We start from the raw sequence: 15,592 nt of genomic DNA, 5'->3' as shown, positions 1-15,592 counted from the left end.
TATGACTTAATATCGCTTATTAAGACAGATAACCATATAAGATAACTTAAGGTTTCTATTTGATTAATTTGCATTGAAGAAGATTAAAATGATTCGCTATTTTAAACTAAATTTGTTCTCTCACATAAAATCCTAATTCTTAATTTTCAATTCATAATTATTTATGCGCTGGACCCTCAAATCAAAACCTTCAGAAGGAAAGGTAAAACATCTTGCAGCCGCCTTAAACGTAGAAGATTTTGTAGCCACACTTTTGATTCAGCGTGGAATTGAAACTTTCGAAGATGCTAAAAATTTCTTTCGCCCTTCATTAGAACATTTGCATGATCCTTATCTGATGAAAGATATGGATAAAGCCGTTGCCCGAATCGAATCGGCAATTGAAAATCAGGAAAACATTTTAGTTTTTGGTGATTATGATGTCGACGGAACGACTGCTGTTTCTTTGGTTTCTTCGTATTTAAAATCCCATTACCCAAATATTGCGACTTATATTCCGGATCGTTATGATGAAGGTTATGGAATTTCTTTTAAAGGAATTGACTTTGCAGACGACAACGGATTTTCTTTGATTATCGCTTTAGATTGTGGAATAAAATCAATAGATCACATCGCCTACGCGAAAGCAAAAAATATCGATTTTATAGTTTGTGACCACCACCGTCCCGGAGAAATTCTCCCGGATGCTGTGGCTGTTTTAGATCCAAAAAGAGAAGACTGTTCCTACCCTTACGATGAATTATGCGGCTGCGGAGTTGGTTTTAAACTGATTCAGGCTTTAGGTCAAAGATGGAATGAGACAATCGAAGATCTCGTTCCCTATCTGGATTTAGTTGCTACGGCAATTGCAGCAGATATCGTTCCAATTACAGGTGAAAACAGGGTTTTGGCTTATTTTGGATTAAAGGTAATCAACAGTGATCCAAGACCTGGAATTAAAGCCCTGACACATCAAATCAAAAAGAAAGTCTTGGATATTACCGATGTTGTTTTTATTATTTCTCCCCGAATTAATGCGGCGGGAAGAATCAAACATGGTAATCATGCTGTTGAATTGCTGACCGAATTTGACTTTGAACAGGCGCAGCAATTTGCTTCAGAAATTGAGCAATACAATGCAGACCGAAAAGATTTGGATAAAAAAATTACCAAAGAAGCTTTTCAGCAAATTTTAGAAAACCAGGAAGAAGATCGCTTTTCTACCGTTGTTTTTCAGGAAGACTGGCACAAAGGCGTAATCGGAATTGTGGCTTCAAGATTAATTGAAACGTATTACCGTCCTACTTTGGTATTTACAAAAAGCGGTGACAAATATGCAGCTTCTGCAAGATCAGTAAAGGGTTTTGATGTTTACAATGCATTAGATACCTGCTCAGAACATCTGGAGCAATTTGGAGGTCACATGTACGCAGCCGGAATGACCTTGAAGGCAGAAAATTATCTGGCTTTCAAAGCAGCTTTTGAGAAATGTGTTGAAGAAACTATTCATCCCGACATGCGAACACCCGAAATCGAAATTGATGCCGAAATTAATTTCTCAGACATAACGCCAAAACTCATTCGGATTCTAAAACAATTTGAACCCTTTGGACCACAGAACATGACTCCGGTTTTTATGTCTTCCAACGTAAAAGATACGGGCTACGCTAAAACTTTAGGCGCAGATGATGAACATTTGAGACTTTTTGTAAAACAAAATAATTCAGACGGAATTGCGGCGATAGGTTTTGGACTTGGAAAAAAAATTGAAATTACAAAAAATCAAAATACTTTTCAGCTAGCCTATTCACTGGCTGAAAATGAGTGGAATGACACTGTTTCAACTCAGCTTATGCTTAAAGATATTAGAAAAAATGAAGAATAAAGAAAAGAAAAACGACCCGTATCAGGCGTTACGTTATAGAGAATTTAATGTTTTTTTATTATTGCGTTTCGCCATGGTTTTTGCCTGGTCCATGCAGTTTATTGTTATTGAATGGGAAGTTTATAGTTTAACTAAGAATCCGCTTTCTTTGGGAATGATTGGTTTAATGGAAGTAATTCCGGCTGTTTCGATGGCCTTATTTGCCGGACATATGGTCGATCAAAGAGAGAAAAAAGGCTTATTGGTAAAATGTATCCTCGGATTCTCTGTGATTAGCTTCGGACTCTTTTTACTAACCTGGCCAAAAGTGGTAGGCGGTTTATCTGCTGATACTATTTTATATTCTATTTATGCTTTAGTATTTTTAGGAGGATTGGTTCGTGCCTTTCTCGGACCAACAATTTTCTCCCTATTGTCCTTAATCGTACCTAAAAAAGCGTATCCAAATGCTGCGACCTGGAGCAGTTCTGTCTGGCAGATCGGAGCAGTTTTAGGACCGGCTGTAGCGGGGTTTTCAATTAATTTCATTGGAGTTCACTGGTCTATGTGTACAGTTGTTGGATTTTCTGTTTTCTCTTTAATTGCTTTATCACAAATAGAGAAAAAACCGATTTTAAATCCAAAAATTGGTGAACCGGTAATGGAGAGCCTGAAAGAAGGAATCAAATTTGTGTTTAACAATAAAACCATCCTTGGTGTACTTTCATTAGATATGGTTGCGGTTCTGTTTGGTGGTGCAGTCGCTTTATTACCTGTTTTTGCTCAGGATATTTTAAAAGTAGGACCAGAAGGATTTGGAGTATTAAGGGCAGCTCCGGCTATTGGTGCTTTTATTACCATGTTAATTTCTGCTTATGTTCCTTTGTATAAGAAAGCCGGAATGAAACTTTTAATCGCCATTTTTGTTTTCGGATTGTGTATAATTTTATTCGGAATCTCTACTATTTTCTGGCTTTCAGTCGCAGCCTTATTTTTGAGCGGAGTTGCTGATGGAATTTCAGTAGTAATTCGCCAGACTATTCTGCAGCTTAAAACTCCCGATCACATGCGTGGGCGTGTAGCTGCCGTAAACTCAATGTTTGTTGGCTCATCAAATGAGTTAGGTGCCTTTGAAAGCGGTTTGACAGCTAAATTAATGACACCCGTGATTTCTGTAATTTTTGGAGGAAGTATGACATTATTAACCGTTTTAGGTTTTGGAGCGGCTTCACCAACCTTTAGAAATTTAGATCTTCAAAAAGATATGGAAGATCATCAGAATATGGAATAGGCAAACTTTAAATCAGAATAACTAATATTTTTCATTTCTTTTATTTAGAATTAATATAAATAATATTTATATTTGTTGAAATAAAGCATTTATAATGAAAGATATTGAACAGATATACCATAATAACTTTGGCGTTGCCTTTTACTGGAAAAAGGAAAACAAAACGATATTAGATAAAGTACAATTGGTTTTTAGAGAGACCGGATTTTATCTTTCTGTTGCCGAATTGAATCAGTTTTGTGATTTGATTGAGAATAGTCTTATCGAAAACACTTGCTGTAAAGCATGTGAAATGAGAAATTCATGCCATAAATTTTTACTAAAAACACCTTTATCTCAAGTTGATTTGGCAGTTTCGATGAAAGAAATAAAATCGATAAAGGATTTGGTTGAAGGTACATTATTCAAAATTGAACTTGATGAATATGTATACGGATCGGGCTTAAACTAGTGAATTCAAAATTATTTAACAGTATTTTTTTCATAATTTAAATATATTTATTTAAAAAAAGTATATTTACAATAATGAAAAAAGCATATATTCTTTTTATCATTTTTGTCTGGGGTGTATTTTTAACAAGCTGCAAAAATGAATCGGACGACTATACAGACCCTCGCGGAACCGATTATGCAGGTTCTGAAAGCTGTATTCAATGCCATCAAAAACAACACGAAACTGCCATTCACAGTTCTCATTACAAAGCTTCGTTACCGGCTACCAAAGAAAATATTTTAGGTCATTTTGAAAATGGCAAAAATATTTTCGTTTATGACAAAAACACTAAAGTAGTCATGGAGGAACGTAATGATTCTCTTTATCAGGTTTTATACAAAAACGGTAAGGAAATTAAAGCGTATCCCTTTGATGTTCTCTTCGGTGCCAAACATGCACAAACCAGCGGGTACTGGAAAAATCATTATTTTTATGAATTACCTGTTTCTTACTATAAATCAATAAACAACTGGGCAACAAGTCCAAATTATTCTGCTACAAAACCTGACTTTAACAGAAAAATATTAAAAGAATGCTTTGCCTGCCACAGTTCTAATATTGCAAGTAAATATGTGACTACCTCGAGCTCTGAAACTTATACTTTTATGGGAATGGAAGTCGATGATTTTATGAGCAAAAACACGCTGATTTACGGGATAGATTGTGAGCGATGCCATGGTCCGGCAAAGACTCACGTTCAGACGCATTTAAAATTTCCTGATTTAAAGAAAGCTCAAAATATGGTGTCTTTTCGGAATCTAAACAGGCAGCAAAGAATTGATGCGTGCGCCTTATGTCATTCGGGAAATGATAAAAGCAAATTAAAATCACGATTTCAGTTCAAACCCGGAGAAAGTCTTTCGGACTATTTTCAGGAAAATCCACGCTCAAAAGACACTTTGAATTATGATGTTCATGGCAATCAGTTAGGTTTGCTTTCGCAGAGCAAATGTTTTCAGAAAAGCCAGACTATGGATTGTATCACTTGTCATAATCCTCATCAGGATACGCCACAAAACCACATTACTTATTCTAAAATCTGCATGAGCTGCCACCAAAGTACCAAACATACAGCCATTACCTTAAAAACAATTTCAAAATCAGGGCTAGCAAATAATTGCGTAGAATGCCACATGCCCAAACAGGATTCTAAAGCAATTCGTTTTCAGCAATCAAATAATCCAGCTATTAATAGTTATTCGCTAAGAACACACAAAATAGCTGTTTATCCTGCCACTAAGAATTAATTATTTCTCAAACTTTTTAAGTTCAAAAGTTTCTCCGTCAAAAACACCATAAGTAAAATATCCAATCCAGTCTCCCAGATTTACATATTTAGCATCTTCTCCAACCGGAATAATCATAGGCAAATGACGGTGACCGAATATGAAATAATTGTAATGTTTGGTTTCGAGTTTACGTTTGGCATACAAAACCAGCCATTCGTTTTCTTCTCCTAAAAATTTCACATCTTCATTACCTGAAATCAGTTTATTTTTTACTGATAAATATTGCGCCAAACTTACACCAACATCAGGATGCAGCCAGCGAAAAAGCCATTTTGAAAACGGATTTGTAAAGACCTTTTTCATTCGTTTATAGCCTTTATCTCCGGGACCTTTTCCGTCGCCGTGACCAATTAAGAAAGTCTTTCCGTTAAAGGTAAATTCTTTATTATCATGATAAACCGGAATATTCAATTCAGTTTCAAAATAATCATTCATCCACAAATCGTGGTTTCCGACAAAGAAATAAATTGGAATTCCACTGTCGCGAAGTTCTGCCAGTTTACCTAAAATACGAACAAAACCTTTTGGCACAACCGTTTTATATTCGAACCAAAAATCGAATAAATCACCTAATAAAAAAATAGCTTCTGCATCTTCTTTTACCTCATCCAGCCAGCCTACAAATTTCTTTTCACGGGGCAGGCTCAATTCGGGAGTTGGAGCTCCAAAATGCTGATCAGAAGCAAAATATATTTTTTTCATTTATTGTATTGTGAAATGTGATTTGTGAGATGTAAAATGTAACTGTTTATTGTGTATTTCCTTTTCACATTTTACTGAGAACTTTTTACTTTTTTACAAATTATCACTTGCAAACCATTCTGCAAATGACGATTCGGTTTCCTGAAGTTTTAAGGAAAAAAGCGAAATTCCTACAGGCAAACGCGATATAATTCTTTTGGCAAAATCTATTACCATGTTTTCACTGGTTGGCTGATAATCTACTAAAATTACGTGATGTCCACGGTTTTTCAATTCGTTTGCCAATTCGACATGAGGTGTAGTTTCGTTAAAAACAGTAGCATGATCAAACTGATCGACGATTTCTTCTTTTACAATTTTCTTTAGATCCGAAAAATCAATCACCATTCCGAATTTTACATTGGATCGGTCTGTAATTGGTGAACCAATAACCGTTACCGATAATTTGTAACTGTGTCCGTGAACGTTTTTACATTTTCCGTCGTAGCCGTACAAAGCGTGTCCGGTTTCGAAACTAAATTGTTTTGTAATTCTGATATTACTCATCGGGTATTTTTTTTGCAAATTTAGGAAATAGATGTGAGAAATGGTCTTTTAATACAAAAAGGTCTGATTTATGACCTTAGCCCTGATGGAAGCGGCATCCTTTTGTGGCAGGGTTTGCCACAAAAGATATAGCGGACAGCAGGAACAGCTCCTGAAAAAACTACTTCTTAAATTGCAATAAAGCCTTTTTGGTAAAATCAGACAAAACCAGTTTTCCGGTAATTTTAGCGCGTTCAATTAAGATCGATTCCCATTGTTCTGTACCTTCCCAGATGACTTTCTTCATTTCTAATAAAGCTTCGGGATTATATGAACTTAGTTTTTGTGCAAAATTTTCGACTTCTGCATCTAGTAAATCGGCGTGATGAAGTGCCGAATAAAGTCCGTTTTGCAAAGCCCAGCTTGCCGATTTCCATTCGTGTGCTGCCAAAGTCATTTGGGTCATAGCAGTTTTACCTATTTTACGTGAAACAGCTGGTTCAATCACAAACGGGCCAATTCCAATAGCAAGTTCTGAGAGTTTTACAGCACTCTCAGGCGTTGCCAAAACATAATCGCAGGCCGCAATAATACCCACTCCCCCTCCAACGGCTTTTCCCTGAACACGCCCGATAATGAGTTTGGTACAATTTCGCATCGCATTTAACAAATGAGCAAAACCGGAGAAAAATTCGGTTCCCTGCTCTTCGTTTTGTACTTTTAGAAGTTCATCAAACGAAGCTCCGGAACAAAACACTTTTGAGCCTTCGCTTTGCAGAACAATTACCGAAACACTTTCGTTTCGACTTAATAAATTGATTTCGGAAGTAAGGCGATTCAACAACTGGCGCGGAAAAGAATTACTTGCCGGATGACCAAACTGAACAGTTGCGATGGTATTTTGAAAAGAAGTTTCTAAACTTCCGTTTACATTTTCTAAACTCATAAAAATGGATTTAAACGTAAAGTTACGGTTTTGAAAAATATTTTACCTGAAACTCCCTTAAATTTGTTTTTTGAAAATTAATTGACTTTATTTGCTATCGAATTGGGGGATTAGCTCATTTGGCTAGAGTACTTGCCTGGCAGGCAAGGGGTGACCGGTTCGAATCCGGTATTCTCCACAAATTTAAAACCCTTGTAAATTCTGTTTTTACAAGGGTTTATCTTTTATTTTTCATTTGCAGTATCTTCAAAATCCGGCTCGTCTTCATCCACTTTTTTAAAATCATTGTTCAGAAGATCCGTTAATTTCTTTTTTTCTTTTTGATTTTTCCTAATCATGAATACAATCAAAATAAAAACGACTACAGCAACTGCACTTAAAACTATCCAGTTGATTTCCATAATTTTAATTTTGAATTAAAAATAATACTTTTAAAACTGCAGGATATTATCTAAAAGTTAAGCTTTGTAATTTGTGTTAAACTCTTTTCTGCTGCCTTAAATTTGGACAATTATAATTAAATTGGTCACAAAGATTAAAAAAGTACCAATTGCACCTTTGGACTGCATAAAGCAATCGTCATGGATTCTGATAAATTTATTTTCTGCCTCGAAGGCGTCTCCGATATAGAAAACAACACCGCTACTGAAGTCGTTAAAAGCCTTGAAAAACTCGCTTTTAACCAGGGCATTTCTAGTATTTACAAAGCCTGTGACACGATCGAGGGGCTTGAAGAAAGTCTGAACACCTTGCTTTATGACGATCATAATTTTAAAGATTACGAAATCATCTATCTCGTAATGAAAGGTGAAGCAAACAACATCTGTCTTCATGACTATTATTACAGTTTAGAAGAAATCGCCGAACTTTTTGAAGGAAAAATGAAAGGTAAAATCCTGCATTTTGCCAATTCGAAAATATTGGATTTAAACGAAGAAGAAGCGCAATATTTTCTGGATATCACTGGCGCGAGAGCTATTTCCGGCTACGGAACGGTTTCTAATAAATTTACCAGTACCGGTTCTGTCGACAAAGCTTTCTTCAAATTATGCCAAGAAGAGGATGACCTTATTGAAATTGTAGAAACACTCTACGAAAAGCATTACGACCTTTGCAAACTTCTCGACTTTAGATTGTATTATTGAATAGTTCAGGAGCAGTTTATTTGGTTTTTCAAATAGAAATTTTGTCCTGCTGTCCGCTATATTCCCGATAACAAAAACTACGGCTAAATAGCCTTGTTTTTTTAAATCGGGAGATGCCGCTACCATCAGGGCTAAGTTAGAGCCCCTCAATTTTTCAGGAACCTCAAACACTTTACATAAAAAAAAGCCCCCAATTACGAGAGCTTTCCAATTATATTGTTACAAATCCAAACCTAAGCCTGATCATCAGTTTCTGCATCCGGAGCATTAGTTTTTACAGATGCAATTCCGTTGTCTCTGGAAGCTGTGCTTTCGTACATTTCGCTTGCTCCAATAATTTGACCGTTTGATGCTTTTAAATTAAAATACGGTTTCCCGTTTGCTGATTCTTTTTTATCAAATCTTGAATCGTCCTGCGAATTCGTTTTTACAGATTCTATTCCGTTTAAACAAGCTGCCTTTGTTGAATAACCTTCGCTTGTCAAAATGGTCTGACCATTTCCTGCTTTTAAATTGAATTGAAATTCTCCGTTGGCTCTTTTGGTAATTACAAATTTTCCCATGCTGTTTTTTTCTTTTAAGTTATAAGTTAGAAATCATTTTACTCTGCATAATATAAAATTACAAAACTTAGAAATACGATTTTAAGGTTAACCATAAATTGTCGATTTTATAAACTATTTTAATAAAAATCCCAAACGAATCGAACCGTAAAAATACCCCGTATTGGTATTAGTCTCAGGATCTTTTAATTCCCTTCCGCGATAAATAAACGAATAGGAGATATTAAAATTATTATAACGATACTTTAAACCAGCCTCGGCATTAAACCGCAAAGGCTCCAGATCAAAAGTCAACGGACTGGAATCACTAAAAATACTGCCCTGAATTGTGGCGTCATAAAACTGGTAATTTACGATTGGCATCGCATAAAAATAAAACTCGCGAATTTTATACTGAGACTCAAAACTTACCGAGGCATCGTGCAAATTAGAGTCGTAAACAGGCAGTAGCTTTTTGAATCCAAAACGGGCTAAAAATCCTGCGGAAACACCTGTAAAAATAGTTCCCAGATTGGCTTCAGACTGAAAATGAAGGTCTACAAAATCATTATGTTTTGTTGGGAATAATTTCTTAGAATACATAACATGTGTCTGTACGGCAAATGCATTATGCAACTGATTTTCCCAGCCATAGACTTCTTTATAACCAATAATATGATGAAAACCTTCCTGTACTTCTTCGCCAAAAGCATTCGGCCCCATAAAACCTAATTGAAAATCAGTTTTTAAAACCGATTCACTCTGGTAAAAAAAACTTCTTCCCGCTTCTGCAAAAAGATAACCTGTAAATGGACGATCGTTTATAGTAACAGCTTCCTTATTGATAAACCTGGGATTGTAAATATATTGGCCAACTCTGAATTCTGTGATTTTTTTATTGATTTTTTCGTTGTCATTTTTAGATAAAAACCGATAAAAAATCTCGAGACCGTTGGTATAATACATGTCATATTTGGACGAGGTATATAAATCATTATCTGAGATAAAACCAAATTCTGCTTTTTTCCCCTGAGCAAAACTAAATGCTGATACCATGAAAAGCAGAAATAAGTGTTTTTTACTTCCCATCATAGTTTAATTTACCAACTGCTCGCATTTCACGAACAATTCTTTCTTTTCTTCTGTTGATATAACTAGAAGATCCTGTTGCCTTAAATTTCCTTGGATTAGGCAGAATTGCAGCAATTCCGGCCGCCTGCATTGGTGTTAAGCTCGAAGCATCACGGCGATACCAGTGTTCTGTTGCAGCATACGCCCCGTAAACGCCATCCCCCATTTCGATACTGTTCAGATACACTTCCATAATACGTTCTTTGCCCCAGATAATTTCAATCAGAACGGTAAAATAGGCTTCGAGACCTTTACGGAAATAGCTTTTTCCCTGCCAAAGAAAAACATTTTTGGCTGTCTGCTGCGAAATCGTACTTCCTCCACGAATTCTGCGTCCTCGTTCATTACTTTTATATGCCTTTTGAAGTGCTTTAAAATCGAATCCGTTATGGTATAAAAAAGTTCCGTCTTCACTGGCAATGACTGCTTTCTGGAGGTTCTTCGAAATTTTTTCAATAGGCTCCCAGTCGTGATCAAAATAAACTTCTTTACCGGCCATTTTATTTTCGATCGCACGAATCAGCATTAGTGGTGTAAACGGTACAGGAATATATTTAAAAATCACAACCGATGCTATCGAAAGCCCAAAGAACCATAACATCAGTTTAATAAAAAACCATTTTATTTTTTCTCCCCAAGAACGGTTCGACTTCTTTGAAACTGTTTTAGATTTGCCTGCTGTAGTTTTTTTCGGTATTGGTTTTTTGGTTGCCATTATATTGAATTCTATTTATTAATTGCACCATCCAAACTAGAGCTTACAATTATTTTTTAATCACTTTAAAAATTTGTTTCTTTTCTTCACTTTTTAAAACAATCAAATACAAACCAGCTGAAAATCGTTTAAAATCGACCGATATTTTTGAATCTGAATATTTATTCTCAAAAAGCAATTGTCCGTTTACATCATAAACTTCTAAATTCGAAATTATTGAATTACTTTCTATATTTAAAATATTTTCTACTGGATTTGGATAATATTTAAAATCAGTCATTTTATTTTCATCTATCGATAAACTTTCGACTGTTTTAGCAAAGCTAAGATTGTCTAAATATGCATTATCTCCTAAATAAGATTTTCCGATATGCTGCAGCGAAATTCTAATTTCTGAACCTACATACGGAGTTAAGTCAAACAAATATTTTTCAAAATTGTCTCCACTATTTTTTTCGGGTTTTATTATTTCACCTAAAACGTTACCGTTTACAACAACCCTAAACATCGATTCGATATTACTGTTAACAAAAGTCTGTTTCAGGTCAAAACTCATAAACAAAGAAGTAGCTTTTGTAGCATCTACTTTTGTGTTAACTTTTGTAATGCTCCTTTGGTTTAATTCCCAAACCGAAACTGAATTTTCTGCTGTTTTCCCGGAAGCAGAGTTATTAGACGCAGTTACCCACTCATCAGAACTGCTATTTCCTTTCATCACAGCAATTTTATTATTGATGGATTGATTATCAGATTCAACATCGATATAAGAACTTGTAGTTTCTTCTAAAATTACATCATCTGAAATTTCATTTTGAAAATCATAAACAGTTAATGCTTTATTTCCATCAACAGCTGCTTTATACCCTTCCTTTAATTCAAATTTATCTGCCACTAAATTAGGAGCACCGAAGTTTGAAAAATTCATCAAAAAACTGTAATCACCAGAAATCATAGGAGTAAAGTAATAGGACAGATCTGTATAATTATATTCTGTAAGTCTACCTGAACCCGATGTTGATATATTTGTCTCCATATTGTAGTCGTTCTGTCCTCTACCCACAGAAAGACCGACTCCCTGCGTTCTGTACTCGTAACTATTTCGGGCTTTTAAACTAAATTTATATGTTGTGCCGGCAGTCAGAAAAAACATGGGCGTCATCAATTCTGTACGATGACTCCCTCTTATATGCAAATAACTTGTATCATCATATCCGGTACGTATATAATCTGGGCCATAATTGTAATAATTATCTGAAACAGCAGTCTTTTCTAATGTCAAATCTCCATACAAGAGCTTAAAGCAGTCCGGCAATACATTTGCCCCATAATTTGCTAAATTGGTAAAATTTTCTATCCACGGCAGCGATTTGCTTTTGCAGGTAGTTTCAATTTTCTTTGGCCCCACCACAATCGAATTTCCAGAATCACAAACTGTTTTTAGATAAAACTGATAGGAAGTTCCTTCTGCTAAATTAGAAATCTTAATTTCATTTGTATTGACAACAATAATTTTACCTGTTCCGGGAATAAAACCTGTCTGGCCATATTCTATCTCCACGTTTTCTGATGTTTTATTTTTAGAAGTCCAGTTTATTTGCAATGATTCACTATTTATATTTGAAAACACAACATCAACAGGATCCTTGCATGACAAAGTGTGATCGTAATAAATATCATCAATTAAAACCCTATTGGTCCCTTGAAATTCTAAATTCTCAGCTACAAATCGAAAAGCGATTTGTTTATTAGCTCCTTTGTATTCAGAAAAGTCAACGTTTATCTCTTTTCCGTATACAGGAAGGTTTCGTAATTCTTCTAATGAAATATATTGATAAGGTTCAAAAGTACTTATATCAATAGGGTTCTTAATAGTTCCAATAATCAAGTTAGCAAATTTCAAATTGGCATTAGTTATTTGCTGATTAAGCCAAAATTTAATTTTTTTATTTTGATCAAAATCATCTAAATAAGGCGATACCAAAAGTGCAGTGTCCTCATTGTTTTGGAGATAAAAGACATTTGGTCCGCTATTTATATTTGGTAAATGATATTCGTAGAGCTGAGTATCAATAAAACTATTTTTAGTCCAGCAAAAATTAGGAATTTCATTAGACAGCGGATATTGATCAAAATTCTCAATAAATGGCGCTTTTTCTGTACATCCAATTTTAAAGGTATAACGATCTGACCATTCACTTACAATTGCTTTTTCGCAATATGCACGCACCCGATAGTCATAGATTCCTTGCGCTAAACCTGTCAAATTATATGGGTTAGTATTCACATTGATAAGAATTCCCTGGCCATCTGCAAAACCTTTTGGTCCATATTCTATATCCCAGCTTTCTGATGTTTTTTTTGTGTTATTATCTCTCCAATCCAAAGAAACACTATCAGATCCTGATTGTCTGGCACCTAATAGTCCGGATCTTGGACATTCATTTTGAATATATTCAAAATCATCAATATAAAAGTAATCCAATCGCTGGTTTTTGGAACTATGTTTGAAACCAACAAACTTATCTGTTCCGTAATAATCTGAAAACTCTACTTCATATTTGATCCACTTATCATTATTTCCGACAGGAACAGTTAAAACCTTATAGGTCGTAAACGTATTATAATCTCTAGGATCAGCTAATGTCCCGATGGTAACTTCTACTGGCCCCTTTGAAATTCCTGCTCTTGTTTTCAACCAAAAAACAATTTTTTTATAGTGGTCAAGATCTTTCAGTCTTGGTGATACTAATACAACACGATCAGCATCCTCACCTGTACCAGTCGGAAAAGGGTCATCTGTTTGGTTGGTCACACAAATAGATTTGGTACCACTGTGTATCAAAGTTCCAGCACTCCCCTTTATTTCAGAAATGTAACGATTTTTATTATACCATCTTTCATTAAAGTAAGGCACTATTCTGGTCCAGCATCCTGTCTTTTCAAAAGAAACATTTTCAAAACCGTCAGTGTAACCTTCCGTAAAACCTTCACAATTTGTTCTAAAGTATCCCCTATCTGACCATGGGCTGTAATTACTTCCACATTTAGAACGCACATAAAAGTCATAATCAGTTCCCCCTAATATCGATTCTGTAATTTTAAAAGGATAACCTGTTGCCGTAACAATTGTTCCTTTTCCATGCTCAAAACCTTTTGGTCCATATTCGACCTGCCATTCTGAGGCTGGTTTATAGTTATCCCATTTTACTATTGCAAAATCATATCCAAAATCGACTGTCACTGGGTTTAGGGGTTCATTACAAGAAGGAGCTTTCTCATATATAAAATCATCAATATTAAATTGTGATTTACCTTCATTATTATACCTAATTGCAATGTAATGATGATTATTGCTTTTTATATAATTATCTAAATAAACGGTATGCTCTTTCCATTCTGAAGATTTGTTATCATTTTGGAGCTCATTCATTTCTGAAGGCAAAATCGACTTTAAGGCTACAAATGTTGAGGCATCTTTAGGATCAGACATTGTTCCAATTGTAAGACTTGTTCGGTTATATGTATCCTCTCCACTATAAGTTATCAGGCTAAATTTTATTCTTTTATCGGCATCTAAGTCTCCAATATAGGGTGTTATGAGATAAGCTTTGTTTACATTTAAAGTTCCTACAAAATCCGACATTCTGATACTTGCCTCACCTGTTTTGGCTATAAGTTTTGGTGTTTCTCCCAGATTTTCCATGCTAGATCTTACTAAGCAATTATTTTCAATTGTACTCCAGCAGGGATCGACATATTTTGCACCTTCAAACGAGGTACTGTAATATCCCGAAATTACTGCACAAGGAGTTTTAAAACTAATCGTTTTTGTCCAGTTAGAATATAAATCATCAATACAATGAGCTCTTACTTTAATTTCATAATCTGTATTCCCAATTAAATTTGTTAGAGTGTAAAGACTGCCCTGAAACTTTACAATTTCGGTCGTACGACGAACAACATTGGTTAAACTAATTTCATAATCATTTTGATTTTGAGAATCAAAACTTATCTGAGCCGAATTCTGTTCTACATTTGTCAGCGAAAAATTAGTCAGATCATAACAATTCGCAGCCGTTTCATAGCTAAAATCATCAATAGTTATCTCTTCATTGGCACCATAATATTTTCTTTTAAATAAAAACACAATATATTGATCACCGCCTTTATAATTATTAAAATATACAGTTTTCTGATGCCAGCCATAGCCCTGTGTAGTTTCTGGACGTGAAAGCAAATGAAAAGTACTTAGATCATTTGGGTTTGTCATTGTTCCTACAAGCAATTCACTATCACTACCATAGCCATAAGTCCAAAATTTTATTTTTCGGTCAGTTGCCAAATCATTAAATTTTGGAGATACTAAAGCTATTTCAGAACCGGTAGCATAATTATAATTTGTCATGCTCATTGAAAATCCTGGTTTATTACTCTCACTATGATTGTCTTGGCTCGGATAGATCCCTGCAGTACTGGAAGAATTCTTATAAATTAATCCCCTCCATTCTAATTTTGTTTCGCTTTGAGTATCAAAATTTGTTGTATATCCTACCGAAAAAACTTTATCACTTGTTGGAAAAATTGTTTTTGCTGCAGACCAATCTGTCCACACAAGATTATTGTTGGTTAAATATCTTTGTCTCACTCTAAAATCATAGCCATATAAAGGATTTACTGTAAATCTATAAAAGTGAATCCCTGAAACACTTTTAACGGTGCCTTGTCCGGATTTAAAACCAATTGGACCGTATTCAAATTGCCATTCATAAGTTGACATAAAGTCATAATCATTAAATGTAACCTCAACATCTCCTGTATAAGAAACGGTAACACTAAAATTAGGTTCTGCAATTTTGTTTTCGGCAATTGGGTTTGCTCGTAAAAAAAGTAGGTTAAAAATAGAAAAAAGAACAACAAGTGTAGTTTTTTGCATGTTTGGGATTGTTTTTAGTTAGTGGTTTCGTTTAAAC

Annotated in this window: 13 protein-coding genes and 1 tRNA gene; 6 read left to right on the top strand and 8 right to left on the bottom strand. The window is 34.9% G+C overall.

All coding sequences use genetic code 11. The annotated features are described in order from the left end of the window. The first annotated feature begins 163 nt into the window (after window positions 1–163). The 4 genes from recJ to AAEO57_RS14725 all read left to right on the top strand — a co-directional run bounded on the left by recJ (window position 164) and on the right by AAEO57_RS14725 (window position 4,874). Entirely contained in the window at window positions 164–1,864 is a 1,701-nt protein-coding gene (recJ, locus tag AAEO57_RS14740) for a single-stranded-DNA-specific exonuclease RecJ (RefSeq protein WP_341693790.1), read from the top strand. Further along, the gene (locus AAEO57_RS14735; RefSeq protein ID WP_341693789.1) at window positions 1,854–3,134 is read left to right on the top strand and encodes an MFS transporter; all 1,281 of its coding nucleotides are present in this window, start codon (window positions 1,854–1,856) and stop codon (window positions 3,132–3,134) included. Before recJ ends, AAEO57_RS14735 begins: the two co-directional genes overlap by 11 nt. A 94-nt stretch (window positions 3,135–3,228) precedes the next feature. Next, window positions 3,229–3,585, top strand: a complete 357-nt coding sequence (locus AAEO57_RS14730) for a hypothetical protein (protein ID WP_341693788.1) — start codon at window positions 3,229–3,231, stop codon at window positions 3,583–3,585. A 74-nt stretch (window positions 3,586–3,659) separates the two neighbouring features. After that, window positions 3,660–4,874: a hypothetical protein gene (locus tag AAEO57_RS14725; RefSeq protein ID WP_341693787.1), complete on the top strand. Its 1,215-nt coding sequence runs from the start codon at window positions 3,660–3,662 to the stop codon at window positions 4,872–4,874. On the opposite strand, the gene AAEO57_RS14720 is transcribed toward AAEO57_RS14725, so the two are convergent. From AAEO57_RS14720 to AAEO57_RS14710, 3 genes are all read right to left on the bottom strand, one after another. After that, on the bottom strand, window positions 4,875–5,618 hold the full coding sequence (locus AAEO57_RS14720; protein ID WP_341693786.1) for a UDP-2,3-diacylglucosamine diphosphatase: 744 nt from the start codon (window positions 5,616–5,618) through the stop codon (window positions 4,875–4,877). It lies immediately after the preceding gene. Between the two features lie 93 nt (window positions 5,619–5,711). Continuing rightward, entirely contained in the window at window positions 5,712–6,164 is a 453-nt protein-coding gene (locus AAEO57_RS14715; protein ID WP_341693785.1) for a 6-pyruvoyl trahydropterin synthase family protein, read from the bottom strand. Between the two features lie 160 nt (window positions 6,165–6,324). Further along, window positions 6,325–7,089, bottom strand: a complete 765-nt coding sequence (locus AAEO57_RS14710; RefSeq protein ID WP_341693784.1) for an enoyl-CoA hydratase/isomerase family protein — start codon at window positions 7,087–7,089, stop codon at window positions 6,325–6,327. Between the two features lie 104 nt (window positions 7,090–7,193). Between AAEO57_RS14710 and AAEO57_RS14705 the strand changes: the two genes are divergently transcribed. Further along, a tRNA-Ala gene (locus tag AAEO57_RS14705) sits at window positions 7,194–7,267 on the top strand. A gap of 46 nt (window positions 7,268–7,313) precedes the next feature. Here the strand turns inward: AAEO57_RS14705 and AAEO57_RS14700 are convergent. Continuing rightward, entirely contained in the window at window positions 7,314–7,490 is a 177-nt protein-coding gene (locus tag AAEO57_RS14700) for a hypothetical protein (protein WP_341693783.1), read from the bottom strand. Window positions 7,491–7,670: 180 nt separating this feature from the next. Between AAEO57_RS14700 and AAEO57_RS14695 the strand changes: the two genes are divergently transcribed. Continuing rightward, window positions 7,671–8,234 carry a DUF6642 family protein gene (locus AAEO57_RS14695; RefSeq protein WP_341693782.1) on the top strand — a complete coding sequence of 188 codons (564 nt, stop codon included), beginning with the start codon at window positions 7,671–7,673 and terminating at the stop codon, window positions 8,232–8,234. 233 nt (window positions 8,235–8,467) lie between these two features. On the opposite strand, the gene AAEO57_RS14690 is transcribed toward AAEO57_RS14695, so the two are convergent. The 4 genes from AAEO57_RS14690 to AAEO57_RS14675 form a co-directional block, all read right to left on the bottom strand. Continuing rightward, window positions 8,468–8,797, bottom strand: coding sequence for a YegP family protein (locus AAEO57_RS14690; protein ID WP_341693781.1), 330 nt, complete (start codon window positions 8,795–8,797; stop codon window positions 8,468–8,470). A 114-nt stretch (window positions 8,798–8,911) separates the two neighbouring features. Then, on the bottom strand, window positions 8,912–9,868 hold the full coding sequence (locus AAEO57_RS14685) for a lipid A deacylase LpxR family protein (RefSeq protein ID WP_423972152.1): 957 nt from the start codon (window positions 9,866–9,868) through the stop codon (window positions 8,912–8,914). After that, window positions 9,855–10,622: a monofunctional biosynthetic peptidoglycan transglycosylase gene (gene mtgA / locus AAEO57_RS14680; RefSeq protein WP_423972151.1), complete on the bottom strand. Its 768-nt coding sequence runs from the start codon at window positions 10,620–10,622 to the stop codon at window positions 9,855–9,857. The genes AAEO57_RS14685 and mtgA overlap by 14 nt, the downstream gene beginning before the upstream one ends. A 49-nt stretch (window positions 10,623–10,671) precedes the next feature. Continuing rightward, window positions 10,672–15,555 carry a T9SS-dependent choice-of-anchor J family protein gene (locus AAEO57_RS14675; RefSeq protein WP_341693780.1) on the bottom strand — a complete coding sequence of 1,628 codons (4,884 nt, stop codon included), beginning with the start codon at window positions 15,553–15,555 and terminating at the stop codon, window positions 10,672–10,674. Window positions 15,556–15,592: the final 37 nt, after the last annotated feature.

The sequence above is a fragment of the Flavobacterium calami genome (assembly GCF_038290035.1).
In the GTDB taxonomy this organism is placed as follows: Bacteria; Bacteroidota; Bacteroidia; order Flavobacteriales; family Flavobacteriaceae; genus Flavobacterium; species Flavobacterium calami.
This window is presented reverse-complemented; position numbering and strand designations above follow the sequence as displayed.

Excerpts from the sequence above, each read along its gene's own strand:
- AAEO57_RS14685 (WP_423972152.1), bottom strand. The coding sequence starts at position 9,868 with ATGATGGGAAGTAAAAAACACTTATTTCTGCTTTTCATGGTATCAGCA.
- AAEO57_RS14690 (WP_341693781.1), bottom strand. The coding sequence starts at position 8,797 with ATGGGAAAATTTGTAATTACCAAAAGAGCCAACGGAGAATTTCAATTC.
- AAEO57_RS14725 (WP_341693787.1), top strand. The coding sequence starts at position 3,660 with ATGAAAAAAGCATATATTCTTTTTATCATTTTTGTCTGGGGTGTATTT.
- AAEO57_RS14730 (WP_341693788.1), top strand. The coding sequence starts at position 3,229 with ATGAAAGATATTGAACAGATATACCATAATAACTTTGGCGTTGCCTTT.
- AAEO57_RS14695 (WP_341693782.1), top strand. The coding sequence starts at position 7,671 with ATGGATTCTGATAAATTTATTTTCTGCCTCGAAGGCGTCTCCGATATA.
- AAEO57_RS14720 (WP_341693786.1), bottom strand. The coding sequence starts at position 5,618 with ATGAAAAAAATATATTTTGCTTCTGATCAGCATTTTGGAGCTCCAACT.
- AAEO57_RS14735 (WP_341693789.1), top strand. The coding sequence starts at position 1,854 with ATGAAGAATAAAGAAAAGAAAAACGACCCGTATCAGGCGTTACGTTAT.
- recJ (WP_341693790.1), top strand. The coding sequence starts at position 164 with ATGCGCTGGACCCTCAAATCAAAACCTTCAGAAGGAAAGGTAAAACAT.
- AAEO57_RS14700 (WP_341693783.1), bottom strand. The coding sequence starts at position 7,490 with ATGGAAATCAACTGGATAGTTTTAAGTGCAGTTGCTGTAGTCGTTTTT.
- AAEO57_RS14715 (WP_341693785.1), bottom strand. The coding sequence starts at position 6,164 with ATGAGTAATATCAGAATTACAAAACAATTTAGTTTCGAAACCGGACAC.
- AAEO57_RS14710 (WP_341693784.1), bottom strand. The coding sequence starts at position 7,089 with ATGAGTTTAGAAAATGTAAACGGAAGTTTAGAAACTTCTTTTCAAAAT.
- mtgA (WP_423972151.1), bottom strand. The coding sequence starts at position 10,622 with ATGGCAACCAAAAAACCAATACCGAAAAAAACTACAGCAGGCAAATCT.
- AAEO57_RS14675 (WP_341693780.1), bottom strand. The coding sequence starts at position 15,555 with ATGCAAAAAACTACACTTGTTGTTCTTTTTTCTATTTTTAACCTACTT.